Source organism: Amycolatopsis sp. NPDC004747 (genome assembly GCF_053601335.1).
Window position 1 is genome coordinate 379,794 of the sequence record NZ_JBSGBQ010000005.1, and the last position, 25,059, is coordinate 404,852.

Annotated in this window: 26 protein-coding genes and 1 tRNA gene; 12 read left to right on the forward strand and 15 right to left on the reverse strand. The window is 72.1% G+C overall.

Features of this window, described 5'->3' with window-relative positions:
- The first annotated feature begins 64 nt into the window (after nt 1-64).
- A complete protein-coding gene (locus ACWEGE_RS10780) occupies nt 65-337 on the forward strand; it encodes a MoaD/ThiS family protein (protein ID WP_176175260.1) in 273 nt (90 codons plus the stop codon).
- 3 nt (nt 338-340) lie between these two features.
- Nucleotides 341-1,291 (forward strand): PLP-dependent cysteine synthase family protein, encoded by a 951-nt coding sequence (locus tag ACWEGE_RS10785; RefSeq protein ID WP_176175261.1) that lies wholly within the window; start codon nt 341-343, stop codon nt 1,289-1,291.
- Nucleotide 1,292: 1 nt separating this feature from the next.
- Here ACWEGE_RS10785 and ACWEGE_RS10790 read toward each other — a convergent pair whose 3' ends face one another.
- Nucleotides 1,293-2,114 (reverse strand): MBL fold metallo-hydrolase, encoded by an 822-nt coding sequence (locus ACWEGE_RS10790; RefSeq protein ID WP_449660215.1) that lies wholly within the window; start codon nt 2,112-2,114, stop codon nt 1,293-1,295.
- 10 nt (nt 2,115-2,124) lie between these two features.
- On the opposite strand from ACWEGE_RS10790, the gene ACWEGE_RS10795 reads away from it, so the two are divergent.
- A complete protein-coding gene (locus ACWEGE_RS10795) occupies nt 2,125-2,841 on the forward strand; it encodes an aspartate/glutamate racemase family protein (protein WP_449660274.1) in 717 nt (238 codons plus the stop codon).
- Here ACWEGE_RS10795 and ACWEGE_RS10800 read toward each other — a convergent pair.
- Nucleotides 2,799-3,659, reverse strand: a complete 861-nt coding sequence (locus ACWEGE_RS10800) for an arylamine N-acetyltransferase family protein (RefSeq protein WP_449660216.1) — start codon at nt 3,657-3,659, stop codon at nt 2,799-2,801. The two genes, ACWEGE_RS10795 and ACWEGE_RS10800, sit on opposite strands and share 43 nt — an antisense overlap.
- A 92-nt stretch (nt 3,660-3,751) precedes the next feature.
- Here ACWEGE_RS10800 and ACWEGE_RS10805 point away from each other — a divergent pair, with 92 nt between their 5' ends.
- From ACWEGE_RS10805 to rdgB, 5 genes are read left to right on the forward strand one after another with little or no spacing between them, the layout of a single operon-like run.
- Nucleotides 3,752-4,381 carry a rhomboid family intramembrane serine protease gene (locus ACWEGE_RS10805; RefSeq protein ID WP_449660217.1) on the forward strand — a complete coding sequence of 210 codons (630 nt, stop codon included), beginning with the start codon at nt 3,752-3,754 and terminating at the stop codon, nt 4,379-4,381.
- Nucleotides 4,378-5,184 carry a glutamate racemase gene (murI, locus tag ACWEGE_RS10810; RefSeq protein ID WP_449660218.1) on the forward strand — a complete coding sequence of 269 codons (807 nt, stop codon included), beginning with the start codon at nt 4,378-4,380 and terminating at the stop codon, nt 5,182-5,184. The genes ACWEGE_RS10805 and murI overlap by 4 nt, the downstream gene beginning before the upstream one ends.
- A 29-nt stretch (nt 5,185-5,213) precedes the next feature.
- Nucleotides 5,214-5,981, forward strand: a complete 768-nt coding sequence (locus tag ACWEGE_RS10815; RefSeq protein WP_449660219.1) for an MBL fold metallo-hydrolase — start codon at nt 5,214-5,216, stop codon at nt 5,979-5,981.
- Between the two features lie 23 nt (nt 5,982-6,004).
- A complete protein-coding gene (gene rph, locus ACWEGE_RS10820) occupies nt 6,005-6,781 on the forward strand; it encodes a ribonuclease PH (RefSeq protein ID WP_091317310.1) in 777 nt (258 codons plus the stop codon).
- Entirely contained in the window at nt 6,778-7,380 is a 603-nt protein-coding gene (gene rdgB, locus ACWEGE_RS10825; protein WP_449660220.1) for an RdgB/HAM1 family non-canonical purine NTP pyrophosphatase, read from the forward strand. Before rph ends, rdgB begins: the two co-directional genes overlap by 4 nt.
- Here rdgB and ACWEGE_RS10830 read toward each other — a convergent pair.
- The 6 genes from ACWEGE_RS10830 to ACWEGE_RS10855 form a co-directional block, all read right to left on the reverse strand.
- Entirely contained in the window at nt 7,377-10,493 is a 3,117-nt protein-coding gene (locus ACWEGE_RS10830; protein WP_449660221.1) for an NACHT domain-containing protein, read from the reverse strand. The two genes, rdgB and ACWEGE_RS10830, sit on opposite strands and share 4 nt — an antisense overlap.
- 78 nt (nt 10,494-10,571) lie before the next feature.
- Nucleotides 10,572-11,045 carry a thioredoxin-dependent thiol peroxidase gene (gene bcp, locus ACWEGE_RS10835; protein WP_449660222.1) on the reverse strand — a complete coding sequence of 158 codons (474 nt, stop codon included), beginning with the start codon at nt 11,043-11,045 and terminating at the stop codon, nt 10,572-10,574.
- A gap of 15 nt (nt 11,046-11,060) precedes the next feature.
- The gene (locus tag ACWEGE_RS10840) at nt 11,061-11,606 is read right to left on the reverse strand and encodes a hypothetical protein (protein WP_449660223.1); all 546 of its coding nucleotides are present in this window, start codon (nt 11,604-11,606) and stop codon (nt 11,061-11,063) included.
- Between the two features lie 188 nt (nt 11,607-11,794).
- Complete coding sequence (locus tag ACWEGE_RS10845; RefSeq protein WP_410616069.1) at nt 11,795-11,977, reverse strand: hypothetical protein; 183 nt, start codon at nt 11,975-11,977, stop codon at nt 11,795-11,797.
- Nucleotides 11,978-12,107: 130 nt separating this feature from the next.
- A complete protein-coding gene (locus ACWEGE_RS10850; RefSeq protein ID WP_449660224.1) occupies nt 12,108-12,995 on the reverse strand; it encodes a hypothetical protein in 888 nt (295 codons plus the stop codon).
- 49 nt (nt 12,996-13,044) lie between these two features.
- Entirely contained in the window at nt 13,045-13,920 is an 876-nt protein-coding gene (locus ACWEGE_RS10855; RefSeq protein ID WP_449660225.1) for an AraC family transcriptional regulator N-terminal domain-containing protein, read from the reverse strand.
- Between the two features lie 118 nt (nt 13,921-14,038).
- Here ACWEGE_RS10855 and ACWEGE_RS10860 point away from each other — a divergent pair, with 118 nt between their 5' ends.
- Nucleotides 14,039-15,121, forward strand: a complete 1,083-nt coding sequence (locus tag ACWEGE_RS10860) for an aldo/keto reductase (protein ID WP_449660226.1) — start codon at nt 14,039-14,041, stop codon at nt 15,119-15,121.
- Here ACWEGE_RS10860 and ACWEGE_RS10865 read toward each other — a convergent pair.
- Entirely contained in the window at nt 15,115-16,068 is a 954-nt protein-coding gene (locus ACWEGE_RS10865) for a saccharopine dehydrogenase NADP-binding domain-containing protein (protein WP_449660227.1), read from the reverse strand. The two genes, ACWEGE_RS10860 and ACWEGE_RS10865, sit on opposite strands and share 7 nt — an antisense overlap.
- A gap of 70 nt (nt 16,069-16,138) precedes the next feature.
- On the opposite strand from ACWEGE_RS10865, the gene ACWEGE_RS10870 reads away from it, so the two are divergent.
- The gene (locus ACWEGE_RS10870) at nt 16,139-17,056 is read left to right on the forward strand and encodes a helix-turn-helix domain-containing protein (RefSeq protein ID WP_449660228.1); all 918 of its coding nucleotides are present in this window, start codon (nt 16,139-16,141) and stop codon (nt 17,054-17,056) included.
- 82 nt (nt 17,057-17,138) lie between these two features.
- Here the strand turns inward: ACWEGE_RS10870 and ACWEGE_RS10875 are convergent.
- Nucleotides 17,139-17,212: transfer RNA gene (locus ACWEGE_RS10875), tRNA-Leu, on the reverse strand.
- 112 nt (nt 17,213-17,324) lie between these two features.
- Between ACWEGE_RS10875 and ACWEGE_RS10880 the strand changes: the two genes are divergently transcribed.
- Nucleotides 17,325-17,546 (forward strand): DUF3618 domain-containing protein, encoded by a 222-nt coding sequence (locus ACWEGE_RS10880; protein ID WP_004559246.1) that lies wholly within the window; start codon nt 17,325-17,327, stop codon nt 17,544-17,546.
- Between the two features lie 4 nt (nt 17,547-17,550).
- On the opposite strand, the gene ACWEGE_RS10885 is transcribed toward ACWEGE_RS10880, so the two are convergent.
- Together ACWEGE_RS10885 and ACWEGE_RS10890 are read right to left on the reverse strand one after the other, a co-directional pair.
- Nucleotides 17,551-17,967, reverse strand: coding sequence for a hypothetical protein (locus ACWEGE_RS10885; protein WP_449660275.1), 417 nt, complete (start codon nt 17,965-17,967; stop codon nt 17,551-17,553).
- 204 nt (nt 17,968-18,171) lie between these two features.
- A complete protein-coding gene (locus ACWEGE_RS10890) occupies nt 18,172-18,729 on the reverse strand; it encodes a TetR/AcrR family transcriptional regulator (RefSeq protein ID WP_449660276.1) in 558 nt (185 codons plus the stop codon).
- Between the two features lie 113 nt (nt 18,730-18,842).
- Between ACWEGE_RS10890 and ACWEGE_RS10895 the strand changes: the two genes are divergently transcribed.
- A complete protein-coding gene (locus ACWEGE_RS10895) occupies nt 18,843-20,300 on the forward strand; it encodes a flavin-containing monooxygenase (protein WP_449660229.1) in 1,458 nt (485 codons plus the stop codon).
- 50 nt (nt 20,301-20,350) lie between these two features.
- Here ACWEGE_RS10895 and ACWEGE_RS10900 read toward each other — a convergent pair whose 3' ends face one another.
- The 3 genes from ACWEGE_RS10900 to ACWEGE_RS10910 all read right to left on the reverse strand — a co-directional run bounded on the left by ACWEGE_RS10900 (nt 20,351) and on the right by ACWEGE_RS10910 (nt 24,961).
- Nucleotides 20,351-20,821 (reverse strand): helix-turn-helix domain-containing protein, encoded by a 471-nt coding sequence (locus ACWEGE_RS10900; protein ID WP_176178197.1) that lies wholly within the window; start codon nt 20,819-20,821, stop codon nt 20,351-20,353.
- 179 nt (nt 20,822-21,000) lie between these two features.
- On the reverse strand, nt 21,001-22,662 hold the full coding sequence (locus tag ACWEGE_RS10905; RefSeq protein ID WP_449660230.1) for an LCP family protein: 1,662 nt from the start codon (nt 22,660-22,662) through the stop codon (nt 21,001-21,003).
- A 145-nt stretch (nt 22,663-22,807) separates the two neighbouring features.
- Nucleotides 22,808-24,961 carry a phospholipase gene (locus ACWEGE_RS10910; protein ID WP_449660231.1) on the reverse strand — a complete coding sequence of 718 codons (2,154 nt, stop codon included), beginning with the start codon at nt 24,959-24,961 and terminating at the stop codon, nt 22,808-22,810.
- Between the last annotated feature and the right edge of the window lie 98 nt (nt 24,962-25,059).

A 25,059-nucleotide genomic window follows, 5' to 3' on the forward strand; every position in this document is an offset into this window, starting at 1 on the left:
GGAACCGGAACAAACCGCGCGCCGAAGGCGTCTGCGTCTAGGAAACCACCGGAGGTAAGAACCCATGGCCGTGACCGTCTCCATCCCGACGATCCTGCGCACCCACACCGGCGGCGAGAAGTCCGTCGAGGCGAAGGGCGCGACCGTCCTCGAGGTCATCGACGACGTCGAGTCCCGGCACGCCGGCCTCAAGGCGCGCCTGGTCAAGGAGGAGAAGCTGCACCGCTTCATCAACGTCTACGTCAACGACGAGGACGTGCGCTTCGCCGGCGGGCTCGAGGCCGAGGTCAAGGACGGCGACACCCTGACCATCCTCCCCGCCGTGGCCGGTGGCTGATCGATGGCTCGCTTCGAGTCCCTGCTCGACGCGCTCGGCGGCACCCCGCTGGTCGGGCTGCCCCGGCTCTCCCCGACGCACGACGTGCGCCTGTGGGCGAAGCTGGAGGACCGCAACCCGACCGGCTCGATCAAGGACCGGCCCGCGCTGGCCATGATCGAAGCCGCCGAGCGTGAAGGCAAGCTGCGGCGCGGCTCCACGATCCTGGAGCCGACGTCCGGCAACACCGGCATCTCGCTGGCCATGGCCGCCAAGCTCAAGGGCTACGGGCTGGTCTGCGTGATGCCGGAGAACACCTCCACCGAGCGCAAGCAGCTGCTGCAGGCCTACGGCGCCCGGATCGTCTTCTCTCCGGCCGCGGGCGGCTCGAACGAGGCCGTCCGGCGGGCCAAGGAGCTGGCCGAGGCGAACCCCGACTGGGTGATGCTCTACCAGTACGGCAACCCGGCCAACGCCGACGCGCACTACCGCGGCACCGGCCCGGAGCTGCTCAAGGACCTGCCGACGCTGACGCACTTCGTCGGCGGCCTCGGCACGACCGGCACGCTGGTCGGCGTCGGCCGCTACCTGCACGAGGCCAAGCCGGACGTCCAGATCATCGCGGCCGAGCCGCGCTACGGCGAGCTGGTGTACGGGCTGCGCAACCTCGACGAGGGGTTCGTGCCGGAGCTGTACGACGCTTCGGTGCTCAACGGGCGGTACTCCGTGGGCGCGTACGACGCGCTGCGGCGCACCCGTGAGCTGCTGGAGCACGAAGGCATCTTCGCGGGCATCTCGACGGGCGCGGTGCTGCACGCGGCGCTGGCGGTGGCCGAGAAGGCCGCGGCCCGTGGCGAGCAGGCGGACGTGGCGTTCGTCGTCGCCGACGCCGGGTGGAAGTACCTCTCCACGGGGGCCTACGCCGGGTCGCTCGACGAGGCGGCCGAGCGGCTCGACGGGCAGCTCTGGGCCTGAGCTACTCGAGCCGCCACAGCTCGGGCAGGGCCAGGTCGACGCCATCGGCCAACCGCTCGAAGGTGGCCATGGTGGCGCCCAGGTCGTCGAACGCCTTCGGCAGGCGCTTGAGCGGCTTGCTCAGCGGCCGCCAGAACGCGTCCCAGTGGATCGGCCGGACGGTCCGCGCGCCGACGGCCCCGGCGGTCTCGCGCCAGTACCGCTCCCGCCATCGTTCGGTCTGCTTCCCCGCCTGCCCGACACCGAGGTAGACGACGTCGGCCCGGTGACCCGCCAGCGCGCCGGGCACGAAGTTCGCCGACGCGTGGACCAGCACCCGCCCCGCCGGGTGGGCGATGTGGAACGAGTAGCACCGCCCGGTCTTGAAGGCCTTCGCCCTGGCCGGCAGCCGGACCGGCTCCGTGATCTCGCCGGGCACCCGGTCGCCGGCGCTGTGCTCGGCGCCGACCGGCGTCACCGTGAAGGCACCGAACTCGACGGGCTCGCCCGGCACCAGTTCCGCGAACGGCTCGGCGGCCAGGCCGTAGCCCTCCTGGACCATCCGGGTCGAGCGCGAGCCGGCGAGCGTGGCGCCGGTCAGCTCGGCGACGATCGGTGCGTCCAGCACGTGGTCGAGGTGGGAGTGCGCGACCAGGACGGCGTCCAGCTCGGCGACACCGAGGCGCCGCAGGGCCTCGGCGATCCGCGTCCGGTCGGGCGCCACGCGCGTCGCCATCTTCAGCGGGGACGGCCGGGAGAAGAAGCCGTCGACCAGGACGGCCGAGCTTCCGTCGGTGACCAGGACGTTCGAAACCCCGGCGAACGCCGTGCGCAGTTCGGGCATGCTGGACATCATGAAGGTCATCGGGCTGCTCGGCGGGATGAGCTGGGAATCCTCGATCGAGTACTACCGGCTGGTCAACGAGCGGGTGAAGACCCTGCTCGGCGGGTTCCACTCGGCGCACACCGTGCTCTACTCCGTCGACTTCGCCGCCATCGAAGCCATGCAGGCCGACGGCCGCTGGGACGACGCCGGTGCCGAGCTGAACCGGGCCGCGAAGGCCCTCGAAGCCGCCGGGGCCGATTTCGTCGTGCTCTGCACCAACACCATGCACAAGGTCGCCGACCGGCTGGCGGAGGGCCTCGGGATCCCGCTGCTGCACCTCGGCGACGCCACCGCCGCGGCCATCAGGACCGCCGGTGTCCGCCGCGTCGGGCTGCTCGGCACCGGGTTCACCATGGGGCAGCCCTTCTACCGCGACCGCCTCGCCGCGCACGGTCTCGACGTGCTCGTGCCCGGCGCCGAAGACCGCGACCTCGTGCACCGGATCATCTACGACGAGCTGGTGCTCGGCGTCGTGAAGCCCGAGTCCCGCGAGGCCTACCGCGGCGTGATCGCCCGGCTGGCCGACGCCGGTGCCGAGGGCGTCATCTACGGCTGCACCGAGATCGAGCTGCTGGTCGGCCCGGAGGACAGCCCGGTGCCCACGTTCCCCACGACCCGCCTGCACGCCGAGGCGGCGGTGGACTACGCGCTGGGCACCACCTCGCTGCCGCTGCCGCCGACGTGAGCCTCGTGCTGCGCGACGCACTGCCGCCACAGCCGCTCGCGCTCCTCGGCCGTGAACTGCGCCGCCGGGATGCCGAACACGTCCGCGGCCGCCGTCCACCAGTCCTCCGGTGACTCGACCAGCTCCCGGACGCCGTGGCGGTTCAGCGTCAGCGCCCGCAGGGTGTCGACGCCGGTCGCGTCCCGCCGCTGCAGCACGCAGACCCGCACGAACCCGGACTCCGGCGCCGTCGACAGCCACGCGTGCTTCTCGGCGAAGCCGGCCAGCTCCGCGGGACCGGGCGCGAAGTCGAAGCCCGCGAAACTGCCCGAGGGGTCGTGGTCGAACCGCCAGCCGCCCGGCGCCACCTCCGAGGGCCGCAGCCGGTAGGTGTGCGGCCCCTGCACGTAGGTGCCTTCCCGGAGGGGCAGCGGCTCGTGGATGCCGTCGCCCAGCCCGACGTCCACCAGCCAGCTCGCCGACGGGTCGCCGGGCAGGCCGGTGACGGTGAGGGCCAGGTGGTTGCGGTCGACGTTCGGCGCGTCCGCCGCCGCGCCCTGCACCCCGCCGAAGTGCCGCGTCACCTGGTAGCCGAGTGCGTGCAGCAGGGCGGAGAACGCGCCGTTGAGGTGGTAGCAGTACCCGCCGCGGCCGCGCAGGATCCGCGCCAGCGACGCCGACGGCTCGAGCGAGGTCGGCCGCCCGAGCTGGATCTCCAGCGGCTCGTACGGCACGCGCTCCACGTGCGCCGCGTGCAGGCGCCGCAGCGCCGGCGGGCTCGGCGGTTCCGCACCGAGGCCGAGCCGCTGCAGGTATCCGGTGACGTCGAAGTTCCCCATGCCGGACAAGCTAGCGGTGACCACCGACAAAACTCCCGGATCAGGGATTTCACCCGAGGTGGCGCGGCCGTGGCCCGCCTAGCCTCGAAAGCGTGAGCACCTTGAACCCCGCCCCGGAAACCGCCGCGGCCAAGCGCGTGCTGCCGCCGAAACCGGTGGCGGCCGCGATCGTCGCGCTGTCGTTCACCCTGCTGCTGTACCTGGTCGAGCTGGTCGACGTCATCCTCCCGGGCGACCTGGACCAGGGCGGCATCCATTCGCGGGCGCTGTCCGGGCTGGACGGCGTGCTGTTCGCGCCGGTGCTGCACGCCGGCTGGTCGCACCTGTTCGCGAACACCGTCCCCGTCCTCGTGTTTTCGTTCCTCGCGATGGCCGCGGGGATCGGCCGGTTCGCGCTGGTCACGGCCATCATCTGGGTGGTTTCCGGGCTCGGTGTGTGGCTGCTCGGGCCGTCGGACGGCGTCACCGTCGGCGCGTCCGGGCTGGCCTTCGGCTGGCTCGCCTACCTGCTGGTCCGCGGCCTGTTCAACCGCGCGGCCGGGCAGATCGTGGTCGCCGTCGTCCTGCTCGGCGTGTGGAGCGGGATGCTGGCCGGCCTGCTGCCGGGCAACCCCGGTGTCTCCTGGCAGGGTCACCTCTTCGGCGCGCTGGCCGGCGTCCTCGCGGCCTGGCTGACCACCCGCCGCTCCCGCAAGGCCGTCCCGGGTAACCTCGAAGGGTGACGTCTCCGCCCGCTGATGCCCCGATCGGCGTGTTCGATTCCGGCGTCGGCGGGCTGACGGTCGCGCGGGCGATCCTCGAGCAGCTGCCCGCCGAGCAGCTCCGCTACGTCGGCGACACGGCCCACAACCCGTACGGCCCGCTCCCGATCGCCACCGCCCGCAGCTACGCCCTCGCGGCGCTCGACGAGCTGGTGGAGAGCGGGGTGAAGGCACTGGTGATCGCCTGCAACACGGCGTCCGCGGCCTGCCTGCGCGACGCGCGCGAGCGCTACGACGTCCCGGTGATCGAGGTCGTCCTGCCCGCCGCGCGCCGCGCCGTCGTGGCGACGCACACCGGCCGCGTCGGCGTGATCGGCACCGAGGGCACCGTGCGGTCGCGGGCCTACGAAGACGCCTTCGCCGCGGCGCCGGACATCACGCTCACCAGCGTCGCCTGCCCGCGGTTCGTCGACTTCGTCGAGCGCGGCATCACGACCGGGCGCCAGGTGCTCGGGCTGGCGCAGGGCTACCTCCAGCCGCTGCTCGACGCCCAGGTCGACACGCTCGTGCTCGGCTGCACGCACTACCCGTTGCTGCAGGGCGTGCTGCAGATCGTGATGGGCCAGGAGGTCACCCTCGTTTCCAGCGCGGACGAGACGGCCAAGGACCTGGTCCGCGTGCTCACCGAACAGGACCTGCTGACCGCGCGGAAGACCCCGCCGCGGCACGAGTTCCTCGCCACCGGCTCCGCCGAGCCGTTCACCCGGCTCGCCCAGCGGTTCATGGGGTTCGCCCCGGGTGTCCTCGCTCCCACCACCGCGTGATCGCGGCGGCCGACGCTTAGGGTGTCGTCGTGCGACTGACCATCCTCGGGTGCTCCGGCAGCATCCCCGGGCCGAACACCGCCGCGTCCGGTTACCTGATCGAGGCCGAGGGCTTCCTGCTCGGCCTCGAACTCGGCAACGGCACGCTCGCGCAGCTGCAGGCCGTGGCCGACCCGTTCGACCTGGACGCGCTGGTGCTCACGCACCTGCACCCGGACCACTGCGCCGACGTCAGCGCGCTCACCGTCCTGCGGCGCTACCACCCGGCGCCGCCGTACCCGGCGCGCCCGCGGCTGCTGCCGCTGTACGCCCCGCCGGACGCCCCGGTCCGGCTGGCCAACGCGTACGCGCCCAACGAGACCGAGCGGGCCGTCACGGACCTCTCCGACGTCTACGACTTCCACCCGCTGCGGCCGGAGCCGTTCCGGATCGGGCCGTTCGAGGTCGTCGCGGTCGAGGTCGACCACCCGACCCCGGCGTACGGCCTGCGGATCTCCTACGGCGGCCGGATCCTCGCGTTCACCGGCGACACCGGACCGTGCCCGTCGCTGAACGAGCTCGCCGACGGCGTCGACCTGCTGCTCGCCGAAGCGTCCTGGACGGACTCGGCGGAGCGGCCGGCCGGGGTGCACCTGTCGGGCAAGCAGGCCGGCGAGCTGGCGCGCGACGCCGGTGTCGGGCGGCTGCTGCTGACGCACATCGCGCCGTGGACCGACGCCGGGGCGGTGCTGGCCGAGGCGTCGGTCGCGTTCCCGGGTGCCGAGGTCGTCAAGCAGGGTGCCGTCTACGACGTCTGAGCGGGCGGTCATAGAGTGCACCTGTGGCTCGTAAAGATGGCAGGACCGACGACCAGCTCCGCGACATCAAGATCACCCGCGGGTTCCAGCAGTGGCCGGCGGGGTCGGTGCTGATCGAATTCGGCAACACGCGGGTGCTGTGCGCGGCGAGCGTCACCGAAGGGGTGCCGCGCTGGCGGGCCGGTTCCGGCCTCGGCTGGGTGACGGCGGAGTACGCGATGCTGCCGTCGGCGACCAACACCCGCGGTGACCGCGAGTCGGTGAAGGGCCGGATCGGCGGCCGCACGCACGAGATCTCCCGGCTGATCGGCCGGTCCCTGCGCGCCTGCATCGACCTGGCGGCGCTGGGCGAGAACACGATCGTCATCGACTGCGACGTCATCCAGGCCGACGGCGGCACCCGCACGGCGGCGGTGACCGGCGGTTACGTGGCACTGGCGGACGCGATCACCTGGCTGGGCGCGGCGAACCGCCTGAACGACCCGCAGCCGCTGTCGTCCTCGGTGGCGGCGGTGAGCGTCGGCGTGGTCGACGGCCGGGTCCGGCTGGACCTGCCGTACGAAGAGGACTCGCGCGCCGAGGTCGACATGAACGTGGTGGCCACGGACGCGGGCACCCTGATCGAGGTCCAGGGCACCGGCGAGGGCGCGACGTTCGCCAGGTCCACTTTGGACACGATGCTCGACATGGCGCTGGCGGGGTGTGCGGAGCTGACGCGCCTGCAGAACGAGGCGCTGGCGCTGCCGTACCCGGGCGAGCTGCCGGAGCCGCGCCCGGACAAGAAGAAGGGCTCGAAGTGACGAAGCTGCTCCTGGCGACGCGCAACGCGAAGAAGCTGGGCGAGCTGCGGCGGATCGTCGCCGCGGAAGGCCTTTCCGGTCTCGAGGTCATCGGCCTGGCCGACGTGCCGCCGTTCCCGGAGGCACCTGAGACGGCGCCGGACTTCGAGGGCAACGCGGTGGCGAAGGCTCGTGACGCGGTCGCCGCTTGTGGTCTGCCGGCCATCGCCGACGACTCGGGGATCGCTGTCGATGCGTTGAACGGGATGCCGGGGGTGTTGTCGGCGCGGTGGTCCGGGCGGCACGGTGACGACGAGGCGAACCTGGATCTGGTGCTGGGGCAGCTTTCGGACGTGCCGGACGAGCGGCGCGGGGCGCAGTTCGTCTGCGTGGCGGCTTTGGTGCTGCCGTCGGGGGAGGAGACGGTGGTCCGCGGCGAGTGGCGGGGGACGCTCGTGCGGGAACGGCGTGGGGTGAACGGGTTCGGGTACGACCCGATCTTCCGGCCGGACGGGGAGTCGCGGACGTCGGCGGAGATGGAGCCGGCGGAGAAGGACGCGGTTTCGCACCGGGGGCTGGCTTTGCGGGCGCTGGTGCCGGCGCTGCGGGAGCTGGTTTAGAGGAGTTCCACGCCGGGGCCGAGCTTTTCGGTGCCGATGAGCTCGGTGCGCCTGGCCTCGATGGTCAGTTCCATGCCCGCCAGCGGGCCGACATCGACGGGCGCGGAGAGCGAATCGAGAACCAGCGACCGCAGCTGGGACGTGGCTACGGCATGGAGATCGGTGATCTCCATGCCGTAGACGTTGAGTGCTCTCATCGCGGGAAAGCACTTCGCGATGGTTTCGCCGCTCAGCCTGTTGTCCTTGGGCTCGTACTGGTAAAGCCCGATCACCTTGGGTGCGGTGAGGGCCGCCGAAGCCTCCAGCGTTTTCACCCGGATTTCCCAGAGGGCGAGGGTGTCCAGGTTTTCCAGTGAGGCCAGTGGGTCCAAGCTGTCGATCAGGTGCAGCTTGTCGAGCGCGAGGTGCCTGAGACCGGTCAAACCGCCGAAGCCCTCGATGCTCCGCCAGGCCGTCTTCCGGTAGATCGTCAGGTTCTTCAGCTTCCGCAGGCTCTTCAAACTCTGCAACTGCGTGTACCTGCGCGCGAAGTACAAGGCGACGGTGACGAGGCCGGGATGGCGTGCCAAGGGGGCGAGGTTGACGGTCGCCTCCCGGTGGAAGTCCATCTCGAGGTGGCTCAGGTGCGGCAGGCCGTCCACCACGCCGAGGTCGGCCTGGGTGTCCGAGGTGATGAGGTTGACCCGCAGATCGGTCAGGTTCTTCAAGCGCCGTACATAGGGCAGGAGCCGTGCGGTCTCCAGATGGGCGGCGCCGTCGGCCAACGGTGAGTCGGCCAGTACTTCGACGGCGTAGCGTTCCGGGTCGAAGTACTGCCACGCTTGGAGCAGCTGGTCCTGCACCCCCGGGCGCGGGTCTCGCGCGTAGTTGCCGAGCAGTTTCAGCGCATCGGCGCCGGCGGTCAGCGCCGCCGCGCGGACCGACGCTGCCGCGACTGCGTCCGAGAGACCGTCCAGGTTCTCGGGCAGATACCGCAGCACCCGCTCCCCGATCGACGCCAGCGATCGCGTCTCCTTCAGGCTTCGCGGTGGTACCAGCTGGTCCCGGATCACCGCTTCCACCCGGGCGAGCACCTCCGGATCCGCATTGCTCACCGTCTCCAGGGACGCCGCCGCCAGCAGCCGCAAGTGCCGGGCGTGCCGGGGCTCTTCGTCCGCCCGGTCCAGGATCCCGCTCAGCAGCGTCCCCACCTGGTGGTGCTTCGCGTGGCCACAAGCCATCACGAACGTCTCCCACCACGTATCCAGATGCGCCCGGTCGATCAACGTCTCCAGATGGTCCTGTTCTGTCGCCTCGTTCGCCGCCAAGCACTCCTGGAACGTCCGGTGCACGAAATCCACCCGGCCCCGCACCGGCTCGCGCAACACGCCGCTGCGCTCCAAAAGATGGTCCAAGACCTCGGCAGGCGTGTGGTCGACATGCGGCAGGGACGGCAACCGCAGTGCCACGTGCGACAGCACCCGCTCCTTCGGCAGTTCCACCTTCGACGCCAGTGACAGCCGCCAAGCCAGGTCTCCGAGCAGGATCTGCTTCTGCGCCTCCGTCAGGATCACGCCGATCCGGCGTTCCGCGTCCCGCAGGTGCAACAGCATCGACAGCGCCTTGCGGTACAGATCCATCCGGTCGCGCGGCAGCTCCGACCGGTGGGCCAGGTTCAACGCGCACAACATCGCGCACAGCAACGGGCTCGCCGCCAGTGTCCGCAGGTGTGGCCGCGAGTCGAGCTGGTTGAGCAGACGTCTTTGCACCGCGGGGAGGTCGGTGCCCGCGCGCACGGTTCCCCCGGCCGCGGCCGCCTTGTGCCAGCGGGTCACCAGTGCCTCGATGTCCTCCGCGCTCATCGGCTCCAGCAGGACGCAGCCGAAGCCCTCCTGGGCCAGCCAGCGCTGGTCGGCCGCCGCGGTCCGGGACGTCACCACGATCACCGTGTCCGGGAACGCCGAGGACAGTTTGCGCAGCCACGCCTTCACCTCGCGGCGGTGGCCGGTCCCCACCTCGTCGACGCCGTCGACCAGCACCATCGCGCGGCCGCTGTCGAGCACCCGGCGAGCCCAGCCCTCCGGCGGGGCCAGCATCGGCGCGATGTGCGCGAGGAACTCCTCCGGCCGCGGCAACGGCTCGGCCGCGAAACTCCGCAGCCGGACGGGAAACGGGACCCGGCCGTTCCACTCGGACAGCTTGCCGGTGAAGCCCGCGCGGGCCGCGGTCACCGCCAGCCAGTCCAGGAGGGTCGTCTTCCCGGAGCCGGCCTCGCCGCGGACCAGCACGTGCGTGGCCCCGCTCAGTGCCGTCTCCACCCGCATGTTCGCGCTGCCCGCGCGGTTCTGCCGCTTCTCGAACCACAGCTCGTCCATGCGCCGCTCGGGTCGCCGTGGTTCGCCTTCGGACGAGACGCTCAAGCTCAGGTAAGCCACCGTCAACGGCAACGCCGGCTGATCGTCCATCGTCAACCCCAGCAGCTCCAGGCGGTCGAGGTCGCGGGCCAGGAGGCGGAGGTACGTCGCTTCGAACTCGGCGTCGTGGTCGACGCCCTCCGGGGCCGCCAGACTGGTCTTGGGGAGCCGGGCCAGCAGCTCCTCGAGCTGGTCGCTCTGGCGGCTCAGCCTGCCCAGGACGTCGGCGAGCGCGCGGGGCTGGAACGACGGCAGGTGGCGGATCACCTGCACGAGGTGGCGGCACGACTGGTCCAGCGCGAGCTCGTACAGCGCGGCTGCCTTCGGGGCGAGCAGGCGCTCGTGCGAGAGGTTGCCGCGGATCTTGCGGGCCAGCCGCTCGGGATCCGCGTCCGCCGCGAGCAACGCCGAGTCCGACAGGTCCGCCTTGGCGAGCGCGTCTTCCACGGCGACGAACGCCGCTTCGATCTCGTGCGGCGGCAGCGTCGAGAAGCGGTCGGCGAGGACCGGCTCCAGCTGCTCGGCCACCTGCATGCCGATGTGCTGGACGAGGTTCTCCAGCTTGGCCCGCTCCAGCGGACCCTTCAGCTCACCTGCCGCCAGGTCGACCAGGTCCGCCGACCGGGCGACGCCGGCCTTCCGGCGCTGCAGCCACGATTTCGCCGCGGCCGAAGCGATCTGGCTGCCCAGCTTCAGGGCCGGCCCCTCCAGGCTCGTCAACGTGTCCTCCCGCCCTCAGACCGCCGGATGATTCCGGTGGATCGGGGCGGGGACAAGCCTGCGATCGGGTGGCGCGGTTCAGGAAGCCAGGCCGAGGTCCCGGATCAGCTTCGCCACGTGGCCGGTCGCCCGCACGTTGTAGAAGGCGTGGGCGATCTTGCCGTCGGGGTCGACGACGAACGTCGAACGGATCACGCCCAGGTACGTCTTGCCGTAGTTCTTCTTCTCGCCGTACGCGCCCCACGCTTCGATGACCGACTTCTCCGGGTCGCCCAGCAGCGGGAACGTCAGGCCCTCGTTCGAAACGAACTTCGCCAGCTTCGCCTGCGTGTCCGGCGAGATGCCGACGACCTGGTAGCCGGCGTCGTTCAGCTCGGCGAGGTTGTCGCGGAAGTCGCAGGCCTGCTTGGTGCAGCCCGGGGTGCTCGCCGCCGGGTAGAAGTACACCACCACCGACCGGCCGCGGAAGTCGCGCAGGGACACCTCCTTGCCCTCGCTGTCGGGCAGGGTGAAGTCCGGGGCTTCGTCACCGGGGGAAAGGCGCTCGGTCATGCCCCGAGCCTAACGTCAGGCCGGCCCGCAGTAGGTGACCGCGGCGGCTTCCGTCGCGCTCGGCCGGATCTGCAGCCGCAGCTGCGTCTGCTCGCGCGGGACCGCGAACGCCAGCGTGAGGTGCACCGAGCGGCCCGGCAGCACGTCCTTGCCCGCGTCGGTGATGCCGGTGAAGCCCTGCGTGGTGTCCACGACCTGCTTGACCGCCGCGCCGCTCGCGGTCGCCGTGACGTTGAGGCCGGAGAGCTTGTACGTCGTCGAGCCGTCGTTGGTCAGCTGGACGTCGAAGGCCGCGCCGCGCGGGCTCTGCGGGTACGCCGACGGGCTGGGGCGGAACGACTGCGGGGAGCCGACCGAGATGGTGAGGCCGCTGGCGAACCGGTGGTCCGCGCCGAACTTGAGGTCGTTGCCCGCCGGGGAGGCCGAGGCGCCGGCACCCGCCGGGGAGCCGGCCGCGCCGAGGGCCGCGGTGCCTTCGCGAGCCGAGGGGACCCCGCACGCCACCGCCAGGCCGAGCAGTCCTGCGGCAAACATGATCTTGCGGGTGCGCGCGAGCGCCATTGCGGGTACTCCAGTCGGCGGGTCGGGTGCCGTCGGCAACGGGGGATTGCCGGGAACCCGCTCCACTCTGGCCGTGATCGCGCGCGGTTACGAGGCGCAACCGGGGGTTGTCGCGCACCTGGTGCCACCCCGTGGCCAATCCGTGACCGGAACGGCACGGCTGGTGACAATCTCTGGCTACATGCCACTTAAACCGCGAGTGCGAACAACAGGATGAAGATCGCGACGCCGGCCACCCAGGCGGCCATCAGCCAGCCGAAATCCCGGACGGGATCGACCGCGCGGCTTTCCTCGCCGGGCACGTACACGCCGCGTTCCTCGAACCAGTCCGCCCACCGGGCGATCCAGCGCAACGGGTTGCGCGACGCCATGCCTCACCTCCCCGGACCGGTTCTTCGCCGTCACAGTACGCGTTCGGTCACGCACGCCGGAAGGCGCGGCCTGTCGTCCACTCCCGACTCACCACGGTCGGGTGAACTTGAGTGCCACTCGTGTAGAAGTTCAGGCGAGGCCGTGACGGCGCAGGATCGCCACCGCACGGACAGTCGCGTACCCCCGCCATTCGAGCGACGCGGCGGGCGAGAAGCTCGCGAAGTCCACCCGCCAGCCGCCGTCGTCCTGCTGCGCGGCCGCGAGCCGCCGCAGCTCGGCGTCGACGACGTCGCCGGCGAACAACGCGCGCGCCGGGCGGTCCGGCAGGGGCGCGAAGTCCAGGGCACGGAGGGTTTCGCCGTCCGAACCACCGTCCACCGGCGCCAGCCCGTCGGCCGGGACGAACGCGGCGAGGTGGTCCAGCAGCGCGGGTGCGTCCTCGTGGAACTCGTGGGCCGCGTCCACGAACTGCACCGCGAAGGACAACGCGATCGCGTGCGGCGGCGAGGAAAGCTCGCGGATGGCGCGGAAGCAGTACCGCGTCGCCGCGGCCAGCCACGGGTGCTCGCGGACGGCCCGGTCGTGCCGGGCGACGCGCAGTGCCACGCCGGCGGTGAACGCGGTGCTCTGCAGGGTGGTCACGGACGGATCGGCCTGGGCCCAGAAGGGCGCGCAGCCGGCCGGGTCCGCCACGGGCAGGGCGAACGGCAGGCCACCGTCCGGACGGGACGCCGTGGCCAGCCAGTCGCAGAGCTGCGCCGCGTGCGGTGTCGTGCCCGGGGCGACCTCCTCGAACACCTCGAAGGCGTGGAGGGCGCCGCCGGGCTGGCTTTCCGGGGCGCGCAGGTCGGGCTCGAGGCCCCAGCCGTAGCCGCCGTCGGGGTTGCGGTAGCCGTCGACGGCGGCCAGCACGGCGTCGGCGCTCGTCGTGCCCTCGAGCAGCTCGAAGCGGCGCCGGTCGAGGAGGCGGGCGTGCGTCGCCATGAAGGACGCCGCCGCGGGAAGGTTCACGGACATGCCGCCAGCGTCGCACCGGCGCGGCCGTCCGTCTTGAACGGATCGGACGTCACGGCAGCTGCGGCGCGGCGGGAGCCGAGCGCAGCCGCGCCGCGTCCTGGCCGGGCGGGGCGCCGAACAGCCGCCGGTACTCGCGGTTGAACTGGGACGGGCTGTCGTAGCCGACGAGGTGCCCGACGCCGGCGACGTCCCCCGCGTCCGCCAGCAGCAGCGACCGGGCTTCCTGCAGGCGGATGCGCTTCTGGAACTGCAGCGGGCTCATCGCCGTGGCCGCGCGGAAGTGGCGGTGGAACGCCGAAGCGCTCAGCCCGCTCAGCCGCGCGAGCTCCTCGATCCGCATCGGCTCGGCGAAGTTGTCCCTGATCCAGCGGATCGCGCGGCCGACGTGGGCGGCGCCACCGCCGGCCAGGCCGATCCGGCGGACCAGGCCGCCGTGCGGGCCGGTCAGCAGCCGCCAGAGGAGCTCGCGCTCGATCAGGGGCGCGAGCACGGGCACGTCGGAGGGCCGGTCGAGCAGCCGGAGCAGCCGCAGCACCGCGTCGAGCAGCTCCGGGCCGGCGTCGTCGACGGCGATGGGGGACGACGGCGGCGTGCGCGGCGGCGCTTCGAGCAGCAGCGGGGCGATCGCCGCGGGTCGCAGGGCGACGCCGAGGCCGAGGGCGGGCGTCCGCGGGGTGGCGCCGACGAAGTGGCCGGTCACCGGCAGGTCGGTGCCGACCAGCAGGTACTGGCCGGCGCGGTACTCGTGCACCTGCTCGCCGAGCAGCAGGCGCTTGCCGCCCTGGGCCATGACCACCAGCAGCGGCTCGGCGAGCGAGTGGTGCGGCTCGCTCGTTTCCACTTTGGACAGCAGCAGGCCCGGCACCGGCGTGCGCAGGTCGGCGTGCGCGTGCCGGGCGACGAGGTCGCGGAGTTCGTCGAGCACGGGTCCAGGAAACCGGTATCGGCAGGATTGTGCAAGAGGTCGCGGCGATCGGTCTACCGCTGAGCAGGTCATTTCCGGTTTCCTTGGGTCAGTCGATCCGCTAACCAAGGAGAGTTTCGTGTCACTCGACCACTACGTCACCCTCGGCCGGTCCGGTCTCCGCGTCAGCCCCTTCGCCCTCGGTGCGATGACCTTCGGGACCGACCCCGGTGGTGCCGGCTGCGACGTCGCGGAGTCCGAAAAGATCCTCGCGACCTACCTGGACCGCGGCGGGAACTTCGTCGACACGGCGAACTTCTACACCAACGGCCACTCCGAGAAGATCCTCGGCGACTTCTTCGCCGCCCACCCGGGCCGGCGGGCGCGGGTGGTGCTCGCGTCGAAGTTCTTCGGCAACCTGTTCCCCGGCGACCCCAACGGCGGCGGCGCCGGCCGCGCGTCGATCATCGCCCAGCTCGACGAGACGCTCCGGCGGCTGCGGACCGACTACCTCGACCTCTACTGGCTGCACAACTGGGACCGCGCCACGCCGGTCGAGGAGACCATGCGGACCCTCGACGACCTGGTGCGCGCGGGCAAGATCCGGTACGTCGGCTTCTCGAACACCCCCGCGTGGGTCACCGCGCGGGCGCAGACGACGGCGGTGCTGCGCGGCTGGACGCCGTTGATCGCGCTGCAGGTCGAGTATTCGCTGCTGGCCCGGACGGTCGAGGGCGAGCTGGCGCCGTTCGCGCTGGACCAGGGCCTGGCGCTGGTGCCGTGGAGCCCGCTGAAGAACGGCTTCCTGTCCGGCAAGTACCGCCGCGGCGCCGCGGCGCCGGACTCCGCCCGCGCGGCCTTCGTCGGCGGTCCGTCCGAAGCGGATTTCGCGGTCATCGACGCGGTCGCGGCGATCGCCGAGGAGGTGGGTTCGACGTCCGCGGCGGTCTCGTTGGCGTGGTTGCGGGCGCGGCGCGGGACGGTGGTCCCGATCGTCGGCGCGCGGCGGCTGGAGCACCTGACCGGCAACCTCGCCGCGCTGGAGGTGACGCTGACGCCGGCGCAGCTGGCCCGGCTCGACGAGGTTTCCGCGCCGGAGCTGGACTACCCGGCGCCGATGCACGGCGCCCAGCGGGCGATGCTGCAGTTCGCGGGCGCGACGGTCGACGGTGAACCGTCCACTGTGTACCCGCCACTGCTGCAGAGCGACGTCCGCTACTGAGCGGGCAGGGTCACCGTGATGTGCGGCGCCAGCGCGCGCAGGAAGTCGGCCGCGTCGAACATCTCGCCCGCGGTCGCGACGCCCTTCACCTTCGTCCGGCCGGTCAGGATCCGGTCCACCGCCTCGACCGCCAGCGGCGCGCTCACCGCGTAGACGTCCTCGCCGCGCGCGACGATCCGGCGTTCGTCGTTCCCGGTGCGCACCACGACGTCCACGACGAACGTCTCGGCCGCGTCGCGCGCACCGGCCGCCGCGAGGCCCTGGGCGGCGGCCACCGTCAGATAGCTGGTGACGGCGCGGACCTGCAGGTGCCGCGGGATGGTGACGATGTCGGCCATCGAAAACTCGCCGAAGACGGGCCGGGGGCCGAGCGGCTCGGGGAACGCCCATTCGCGCGTCGGCAGGGCGTCGTCGCGGTGCTCCAGCCGGCCGCCCGCGTACCGGATGCGCTTGCCGCCACGGCGTTCCCGGGACACCCGGCCCGCGGCGAGCGTGCCGGCGGTCGGGCGCCAGCCGCTGAGCCCGTAGGCGACGTGCACCTCGTCGGCCGCCGTCTCCCCGTCCATCGCCGCCGTGGCCAGGAGGTCGGCCAGGCCGCCGAAGAACGCCATCGCCGGCACGACCGCGGTGTCGGCGCTCAGGGCGAGGGTGTCGAGGTTCGCCTCGATTTCGGCGGCGACGTCGACGTACGGGACGCGGGTGCGGATGGCCGCCTGCGCGATCGGGAGGGCCGTCTCGGCGAACGGGCCCGCGCAGTTGATCACCGCGTCGACGCCGTCGAGGGCGCGGTCGAGGGCCGCCGGGTCGTCCACCGACGCGGGCCGCCCGCCTGGCAGCTTCGCCGCGTTCCGTCCGGAAAGGACGACGTCATAGCCGCGTTCCCGCAGCTCGGCCACCACGAAGCGGCCGGTGTGCCCATAAGCGCCGTAAACCAGTACCGAAGTCATGGGGCGATCCTCGCGACGGCCGGTCGTCGTCACTAGTGTCCGGAACGACGTGCTGCGTACAATTTCGGACATGCACGCTGTCGCGCTCGCCGCCACCGACGGGATGCTGTCGTTCGAGCTGACGATCGCCACCGAGGTGTTCGGCGGCGACCCGCGGTACGCCTTCGCGGTGTGCGGCCCGGCGCCGGTGCGGGTGGACCGCTTCCTGCTGCAGCCGGACCACGGCCTCGACCGGCTCGCGCAGGCGGACACGGTGCTCGTCCCGGGCTGGGCGGACGTCCACGCGGCCCCGCCCGCGGACCTGATCGACGCCGTGCGCACGGCCCACGCCCGCGGCGCCCGGGTGGCGTCGCTCTGCACGGGCGCGTTCGTGCTGGCCGCCGCGGGTCTCCTGGACGGCCTGCGCGCCACCACGCACTGGGCCCACACGGACGTGCTGGCCGCCCGCCACCCGGCGGTGACGGTGGACCCGGACGTGCTCTACGTCGACAACGGCCAGGTCCTCACCTCGGCGGGCAAGGCGGCGGCGATGGACCTGTGCCTCCACCTGGTCCGCGCCGACCACGGCCCGGCCGCGGCCAACGCCATCGCCCGGCGCCTGGTGGTGCCCCCGCACCGGGCGGGCGGCCAGGCCCAGTTCGTGACGACGCCGGTGCCCTCCCGCGACGACCACCCGCTGGCCGCGCTGCTCCCGTGGATCACGTCCCGCCTCGACCGGCCGCTGACGGTCGAGGACCTGGCCCGGCAGGCGAACATGAGCAGCCGTCACCTGGGTCGCCACTTCCGGTCCGCGACGGGCACGACGCCGTTGCAGTGGGTGCTGAACCAGCGCATCCGGCGCGCGCAGGAGCTGCTGGAGAACACGGACGCGAGCATCGACGCGGTGGCGGAGGCGGTCGGGATGGGCACGGCGACGACGTTGCGGCGGCACTTCAACCGGACGGTCGGGGTGTCGCCGGACGCTTACCGGCGAACGTTCCGCTCCTGAAGGGAGCTGCCGAAAACCTGCTGTACGGGGCCCGACCAGGCGCCGAACCGGGAGGGGATCGGCGCTGGTCAGCGCGTTCGCGTGGGCCCGGAGAGACTCGAACTCTCACTGGCACGGACCTAAACCGTGTGCCTCTGCCAATTGGGCTACGGGCCCCGGCACTCCGAAGCGTAGCGTGCGGTGTCACCCGTGCGGCGTGGCCGGTGCGGAGGCGGCGGGGCGGTCGTCTAAGTTGGGGCTTGGAAGTCCCATGCGGCGAGGAGGACACGTGGCCCGCGATCCCGAGACGATCGAGCGTGAGATCGAGCAGGCTAGGACCGCCCTGGCGGCGACGCTCGACCAGCTGACCGTCAAGGCCGACCCGAAGAAGCTCGCCGACGCGGCCAAGGACGGCGTGCGCGCCAAGCTGGACAACCCCAAGGTCAAGTTCCCGCTGATCGGTGCGGGCGTCCTCGTGCTGGTCCTGCTGGTGCGCAAGCTCCTGAAGTAGCGGCTCAGGCCTGCTTCGCCGGCGCCTTGCTCTCCGCGGGCGCCGGCTCGGCCGGGGCCTTGCGGTCTTCGACCGCCTTGGGGAGCTGCTTGCTCGGCGGCAGCTGGGGCTTCTTGCCCGCCGACTCGGGCATCTGCTGCTTGGGCACGCTGCCCGGCGGCGGGACCTCGAGCGGCGGCAGCTTCGGGAGCGTCAGCCGGGCCGTCATGTACGCGCTGGTGAAGTCCAGCGCACTGCCGTTGAGCAGGTGCACCACCGTCGTCTTGGCGTCGCCGGCGAGCTCCTCGACCAGCTGGTCGGCCCGGTCGCGCGCGGCGATGATGCCGGGTTCGCGGGCTGTCAGCTCCTTGCCGCGGCCGCTGACCTTGATCGCCCAGTCGGCGTCTTCCTGGACGTACGTCGCCGTGATCGTTTCCACCATCTGCCTCACGCCCCTCTCCCTCACCAGCATCCTTACACAACCGTGACGCGGTCACTGCGCTTTCGTGACGCAGCTTCCTCGCCCCTCCTCCGGTCGCGAAGGTCCAGCACACTTTCTACCGTGTCGGAAGAACAGTAGAGCAACTCTGTGTTACAAGACACGCTAACTCTACGTAGTCAACTCATGGCCTAATGCGCGTGCCGGCTAACGCGCACGGCCCCGCAGGCCGCTCCACAGCACGTCCATGGCGTATTCGGTGGCCAGCTCGGGGCTCACTTCGTCGTGGCGTTCGCACCAGATCGCGAGCCGTTCGCAGGCGCCGACCACGAATTCCGCGGCCGCCTCGGCCCGCAGCTCGTCCCCGTTGTCGAAGTGGCCGCTCATCAGCGCGGCGATCAGGTCGGTCTGCTGGCGCCGGGTCTCCTCCACCTCGTCGGCGGCCGGTGTGCCGATCAAGGCCATCTCGTGCCGCAGCAGCGACCAGGCCTGGCGCCGCTCCCGGATGAAGACGAAGAAGGCCAGCAGGCCGCGCCGCAGGGCGTCCTCGGCGTCCGCCGCGCCGACCGTCGCCTGCTCGGTGACCTCGCGCAGCACCGCCCGTGACTCCCGGATGCAGGCCAGCAGCAGGCCTTCCTTCGAGTTGAAGTACTCGTAGAGCATCGGCTTCGAGACGCCCACCAGTTCGGCGATCTCGTCCATGGACGCCGCCGCGTAGCCGCGTGCCGAAAAGACCTGCTCGGCGACCTCGATCATCTGCCGCATCCGGTCGGCCCGTGGCATGCGCTTGCGCTTGGCGGTGGTCACGGGTCACACTCTACCGCTGGTAACCTACTCCCAGTAAGATGGACGACGAGTAACAGGAACCCGGAGGCGTCATGGGCAACCGCACGGAGACCGGGGTCGTCATCGTCGGGACCGGCTTCTCCGGTCTCGGCATGGCGATCCAGCTGCGCAAGGAGGGTCGCGAGGACTTCGTCATCCTCGAAAAGGCCCACGACGTCGGCGGCACCTGGCGCGACAACAGCTACCCGGGCTGCGCCTGCGACATCCCGTCGCACATGTACTCGTTCTCCTTCGAGCAGAACCCGGGCTGGTCGCGGGCCTACTCGCCGCAGCCGGAGATCTGGCGGTACATGCGCGAGGTCGCCGACAAGCACGACCTGCGCCGGTTCATCCGGTTCGGGCAGGAGATGACCGGCGCCCGCTGGGACGCCGAGGAGAACCGGTGGCACGTCGCCACGAGGGGCGGCGACGAGTTCACCGCGACCGCGCTGGTCGCCGGGGTGGGCGCGCTCCACCTGCCGATGATCCCCGAGCTGCCGGGCATCGAGAAGTTCGAAGGCCCGGCCTACCACTCCGCGCGGTGGCGCCACGACGTCGACCTCAAGGGCAAGAAGGTCGCCGTCATCGGCACCGGCGCCAGCGCGGTCCAGTTCGTCCCGAAGATCGCGCCCGAGGTGGCGCAGCTGTCGCTCTTCCAGCGGACGCCGCCGTGGATCATGCCGAAGGCCGACCACGAGATGTCCGGCCGCACGCGCGCGCTGTTCAAGGCGTTCCCGCCGGCCCAGCGCGCCTACCGCACCCTGCTCTACTGGCTGCTCGAAGCGCGGGCGATCGGCTTCAACGGCCAGTCGTGGGTGATGAAGCTCGGGCAGCGGATCGCCAAGCGCAACATCGACCGCGCGATCACCGACCCGCAGCTGCGGCGCAAGGTCACGCCGGACTACACCATGGGCTGCAAGCGCGTGCTCGTCTCCAACGACTACTACCCGGCGCTGGCCCGCGACAACGTCGACGTGGTGACCGAGGGCGTGCGTGAGGTCCGTGCGCGCAGCGTCGTCGACGCCGCGGGTGTCGAGCACGAGGCCGACGTCATCGTCTACGGCACCGGCTTCCACGTCACCGACGCCTTCGACGACCTCGAGATCGTCGGCCGCGACGGGCGCAACCTCGGCAAGGAGTGGGCGACCGAGGGGATGCGGACGCACCTGGGCATCACCGTCGCCGGGTTCCCGAACCTGTTCTTCCTGCTCGGCCCGAACACCGGTCTCGGCCACAACTCCGTCGTGTTCATGATCGAGGCCCAGATCTCCTACGTCGCCGAAGCGCTGCGGCTGGCCCGCGGCCGCGCGATCGAGCCGAAGCCCGAGGTCCAGGAGCGGTTCAACGCGCGGATCCAGCGCAAGCTCGCGAAGGGGATCTGGACCCGCGGCGGCTGCAAGAGCTGGTACCTCGACGCGAAGGGCGTCAACCGGACGATCTGGCCCGGCTTCACCTGGCGGTACTGGCTGGACACGCGGAAGGTGCGGCGCGAAGACTTCCTGGTCGGCTGACCCGGCCGGGGCCCTCACCGAGGGAGGTGGTGAGGGCCCCGGCCGGGGGATCAGCGGGAGGTGTAGCGGCGGAGGCGGGCGATCAGCTCCACGGTCGGCAGGCTGCACAGCTCGGCCATGCGCTCGAGTGCGGGCAGGTCGAGGGCGATCTCGCCGCCACCCTGCTCACCCGCCTGCCGCAGGCGGTCCTCGGCCCAGCGGCGCAGCGGCAGCAGGTCGGCCGGCGCGTCCGCGACGACCTTGCGCAGGTCGACGCGGACCCGGCCGGGCTCGTCCAGGAACACCCGGCGGTGCACCTTGGCCAGCAGGTCCTGCGGCAGTTCGTCCATCGCGACGCACAGTTCGACCAGGCGCACGACGGAGCACTGTCTGGTGCCCAGCTCGTAGGTGGCCAGCGTCTGCAGCGAGATCTCGCTCTGCAAGTGCTGGTTCAGCTCCTTGCGCGTCCACCCTCGGCTGCGCCGGAGCTTGCGGAGCTCGTCTCCGAGGATCCGCTGGTACTCCTCAGCGTCGATCAGCACATCAATGTCCCCTGCCGTGCGCTCCCACGGCACCGCACGAGCGTGATAATTCCCGTGCAGGTGCACCCTCACGTGTATGTAAGTGCGCTGGGGCCCGGCCCTTACGCGATTTCGGGCATGTCTTTGATACCGATTGCGCGAGTTAGGCCGAACGGGTTAACGATGGCTCGCTGACCGGGTCAGTTCACGCAGGGGACGCCCTCGGCGGTGATCGGCTTCTCCTCGTCGGTGGCGGCCGGCGGAGGTGTGGCCGCCTGCGACGTCGCGCCCGCGGCGCCGGCGCCCGAGCTCGCGTCGGAGGTCGTGCCCTGGTAGTCGGCGCCGAGGAACACCGTCACGTGACCCGCCGCCACGCTCTTGTCCTCTTGGATCGTCGGGGAGCCGCCGAGCGCGTCCGCGACGGCCTGGCCCTTGTCCTTGCCGCCCTTCGGCACCCAGATCACCGTGGTCTTGCGCGAGGTCGCGTTCGCCGTGTCGCCGGGGGTGAAGCCCTTGTTCTCGAGGGTCTTGGCGACGCCCGCCGCGAGGCCGGTGCGGCCGGAGGCGTTGCGGACGTCGACCGTGGTCGCCTTGTTCGCGGGGTCGGCCTGCTGGGCGGGCGGGGCCGACTGGCCCGGCTGCGGCCCGGCCAGGCTCTGCACGAACTGCTTCACCTCGACGGGGTCGACCTGGATGGCGACGCCGTCTTCGGGCGTCCGGTACTCGACGTTCTTCACCGGGATGGTGCGGAACTCGAGCTGGCCGCCGGTCAGGCCCTTCATCTGCTGGGCGAACCCGAAGACGTCCCAGTTCTGGTTGAGCACGACCGACTTCTTGATCGCGTCGATCAGGTCGTTGAGCTTGCCCGGGTTGGTCAGCGTGCCCGCCGAGAGCACCTTGCGCGCCATGCCTGCCATGAACACCTGCTGGCGCACGACGCGGTCGAGGTCGCCGTTGGGCAGGCCGTGGCGCTGCCGGACGAACTCGAGCGCCTCGACGCCGGAGATCGTGTGCTGGCCCTTGGTGAAGTTGGCGCCGGAGTAGTCGTCCTTGACGTTGTTCTTCAGGCAGACGTCGACGCCGCCGACGGCCTTGGTGATCTCGCTGAAGCCGAGGAGGTTCACCGCGGCGTAGTTGTCGATGGTCGACCCGGTGAGCTTCTGGACGGTTTCGATCAGTTCCTTCGCCCCGGCCTGGTTGGCCTTGACGTCAAGCTCCTTGGGGTCGGTGACGCCCTGTTTCTGCAGGTCCTTGCGCGCCTGCAGCATGGCGCGCGCGTACGCCGAGTTGATCTTGTGCTTGCCGTAGCCGGGGATGTCGACGTAGGAGTCCCGCGGCAGGGACATCGCGACGGCCTTGCTGCCGTCGTTGGGGATGTGCACGAAGATCAGCGAGTCGGTGTTGAGCTCGCCGTCGGCGTCGCCGGCGCGCAGCTCGTCGAGCACCTCGCGCGGCAGCGGGTTGCCCTGGGCGTCGGTGCGGCTGTCGAGGCCGACCAGCAGGATGTCGCGGGCGCCGTCGGCGGGCTTCTCGCCACCGCCGCCGTCGCTGATCACGTTCGTGTAGTTGAGGCTGTGCATGGCGGCCCACGCGTACCCGGTCAGGCCCACCACCAGCAGCGAAACGACGGCCAGCGCGATCTTGCCGCCGCGGAAGGAGTTGCGGCGGCCGCGCGAGGCCGGGCGCGGCCGCGGACGGCCGGACGGCGGCGGGGCGGCGCGGCGCGGCTCCGCCGGTTCGCGGCGCGGTGCGGGGCGGCGCGGCGGTGGGGTGCCACGCCGTGCGTCGTCCCGGCCTGGCTCGTCCTGCCAGGGCCGGGCGGGGCGGCGGCCGCCTTGCCCGTTCCGAGGCGGGTGATCCACGCGGGCGACTCCTCACTCCATCGATCGGGTGGTGCTACTGGTTGGGACGCATGGTGCCTGCCCCGGGTTGCCGTAGCGTTACACATCCCCCTGCCGATGTGTCATGCACCACCCATTTTCCCGCAGGATCGACGGTTTCGCCTGGTCAGGACGGCGCGTTCGCCGCTCGCCTGGCCGGGATCAGGGTGCCCGCGGCGGCCAGCAGGGCGAACGCGGCCGTCACCGCGTGCAGCGTGACGCCGAGGAAGCCGGGCGTGCTGCCGTCGGCGGCGAACAGCAGCGAGGGCGCGCAGGCGAGCGCCGTGGCCAGCCACGTGCCGGTGGCCGCGCCGGCCCCGATGCGGATCGTGTGCAGCAGGAAGACCCCGAGCAGCAGGTGCACCAGGCTCTGGATCGGGTCGAGCCGCAGGCCCAGCAGGTCGGCGTCGGCGGCCACCCCGCCGAACCGGGTCAGCGCGAAGCCGAAGACGCCCAGCGTCGCGTAGCCGATCCCGAGCCCGGCCGCGGCCCGGGTGAGCACCGCCGTCCGGCGGCCGGGGTGGTCGGCCGCGCGCGGCTGCCGGACGCCGTGGGTGTGCCGTTCGAACCACCAGAAGACCAGCGTGGCGGGCACCGCGAGCAGGCCGACCGCGACCAGTGTGCGCGGCCGGATCAGCCAGCTGAGCCCGTCGGCGATCCGGCCGGGCAGGTACACGACGGCGACCAGCAGCAGCATCGCGGCGAGGAACGCCAGGTAGAGGCTCATCGGCGCGCGCAGCACGAACCGGCAGGCGCGGGTGACGCCGGGGCGGTGGCCGAGCCGGGAGAGCGGGCGGGCCAGCAGCCCGAGCACGCCCAGCTGGACCAGGCCGAGCAGCAGCACCCCCCACGGCGGGGCGGAGAACGCGGCGGGCGCGCCCGGGCTGCCGAGCAGGACGGGTGGCCCGTCGCGCAGGACGCTCATCCCGGCGAGGCCCGCGACCCCGGCCACGGCGGCCGCGGCGAGCAGGCGCCGGGACGGCCGGACGCCGTCGGCGTGCGCGAAGGCGAGCTGCTGGGCGAGCAGGGCGATGGCGAACGTCGCCGCGTAGCGCGGCAGCGGCGAACCGGACCAGCTCGCGGTCAGCTCGCCGGCGCCGACCAGGGCGAGCAGGCCCACGGCCGCGCTCACCGGCGCCCGGCGGTGCAGGGCCAGCAGCGGCGGCGCGCAGACGATCGTCAGCAGGTAGACGCCGAGCAGCCAGAGCGGGTGCAGCGCGATCCGCATCACCGTCGCCGTCGTCCCCGCCGGGCTGCCGAGCAGCTCGAGCGCGAGCGGCGTCAGCAGCGCGACGACGGCGAAGATCAACGCCGGGCGCAGCAGCGGGCTCGCGCGTTCGGCCAGGTAGTGGCGGTAGCCGCCGCCCGACTCCTGCTCGGCGCGCCAGCCGGCCGCGTTGGCGTGGCCGCCGGCGAAGAAGATCAGCGGGGCGAGCTGGGCGAGCCAGGTGAGCGGCCACAGGGCCGGCTCGGGAGCGCCGGCCCAGTGCGCGAGCGCCGTCACCGACTCGCCGAGCAGCAGGAGGACGACGCCGCCGGCGCCGAGCAGCGCCCACCGGCTGACTTCCGCGGGCGCGGTGACGAGCGCGGGCGCCCGCGGCTCGCGACGGGCCCGCAGCCAGCCGCGCAGCCGGAAGACCAGCAGGCAGCCGATCACCAGCACCCCGGCGACCATCGGCCCGATCGGGTCGCCGACCGGCGGGCCCCAGCGCTGGTGCCACGAGTTGACGACCAGCCCGGCCGCGTAGAAGGAGGCGACGACCCGGCAGGTGATCGCCGAGTTCATCGGGTTGAGGTCGCAGGTGTGGTGCATGTCGTAGGAGAGCCGGTCGTCCAGCGCCTCCCGCACCTCCGGGCCGAGCGGGTGGCCCTTGCGGTCGGCGTACCGGAGCAGGTCGTAGCCCAGGTCGTGGGCCTTGCACGGCACGGCGTAGTCCCACTTCGTGTTGTCGTCGCCCCACGGCGTCGAGCAGCCGCCGTCGACGTGCACGGCGCGGACCGTGCCGTCGCGGGCCGGCAGCGCGCCCGGGGTGACGCCGCTGAGCGCGGTGAAGTCCTTCGGCAGCCGGGCGAGCGCGTCGGGGTGCGGGCCCGGGTGGACCAGCGCTTCGACGGCGTTCTGCGCGGCCAGCACGTCACCGGTGGGCGGGCCCTGGTCCGGCGGCGACGGCGGGCGCGAGGCGATCAGCCCGAAGGCGAAGACGACCAGCAGGACGAGCAGCAGCCAGCCCGACGTCGACCAGGGCCGGCGGGTGCGGGTCGGATCGGTCGGGGCGGGCATGGGTTCAAGGGTGCCAGCCCCGCTGTGGAGCCGACATGGGGATAACCGCAGGGGTGCGGTGGGGCTGCCCGGATGGCTGCCCGTTCTTCCCTTCCCCG

Excerpts from the sequence above, each read along its gene's own strand:
- ACWEGE_RS10780 (WP_176175260.1), top strand. The coding sequence starts at position 65 with ATGGCCGTGACCGTCTCCATCCCGACGATCCTGCGCACCCACACCGGC.
- ACWEGE_RS10785 (WP_176175261.1), top strand. The coding sequence starts at position 341 with ATGGCTCGCTTCGAGTCCCTGCTCGACGCGCTCGGCGGCACCCCGCTG.
- ACWEGE_RS10790 (WP_449660215.1), bottom strand. The coding sequence starts at position 2,114 with ATGCCCGAACTGCGCACGGCGTTCGCCGGGGTTTCGAACGTCCTGGTC.
- ACWEGE_RS10795 (WP_449660274.1), top strand. The coding sequence starts at position 2,125 with ATGAAGGTCATCGGGCTGCTCGGCGGGATGAGCTGGGAATCCTCGATC.
- ACWEGE_RS10800 (WP_449660216.1), bottom strand. The coding sequence starts at position 3,659 with ATGGGGAACTTCGACGTCACCGGATACCTGCAGCGGCTCGGCCTCGGT.
- bcp (WP_449660222.1), bottom strand. The coding sequence starts at position 11,045 with ATGACCGAGCGCCTTTCCCCCGGTGACGAAGCCCCGGACTTCACCCTG.
- ACWEGE_RS10840 (WP_449660223.1), bottom strand. The coding sequence starts at position 11,606 with ATGGCGCTCGCGCGCACCCGCAAGATCATGTTTGCCGCAGGACTGCTC.
- ACWEGE_RS10845 (WP_410616069.1), bottom strand. The coding sequence starts at position 11,977 with ATGGCGTCGCGCAACCCGTTGCGCTGGATCGCCCGGTGGGCGGACTGG.
- ACWEGE_RS10850 (WP_449660224.1), bottom strand. The coding sequence starts at position 12,995 with ATGTCCGTGAACCTTCCCGCGGCGGCGTCCTTCATGGCGACGCACGCC.
- ACWEGE_RS10865 (WP_449660227.1), bottom strand. The coding sequence starts at position 16,068 with ATGACTTCGGTACTGGTTTACGGCGCTTATGGGCACACCGGCCGCTTC.
- ACWEGE_RS10870 (WP_449660228.1), top strand. The coding sequence starts at position 16,139 with ATGCACGCTGTCGCGCTCGCCGCCACCGACGGGATGCTGTCGTTCGAG.
- ACWEGE_RS10885 (WP_449660275.1), bottom strand. The coding sequence starts at position 17,967 with ATGGTGGAAACGATCACGGCGACGTACGTCCAGGAAGACGCCGACTGG.
- ACWEGE_RS10890 (WP_449660276.1), bottom strand. The coding sequence starts at position 18,729 with ATGCGGCAGATGATCGAGGTCGCCGAGCAGGTCTTTTCGGCACGCGGC.
- ACWEGE_RS10895 (WP_449660229.1), top strand. The coding sequence starts at position 18,843 with ATGGGCAACCGCACGGAGACCGGGGTCGTCATCGTCGGGACCGGCTTC.
- ACWEGE_RS10910 (WP_449660231.1), bottom strand. The coding sequence starts at position 24,961 with ATGCCCGCCCCGACCGATCCGACCCGCACCCGCCGGCCCTGGTCGACG.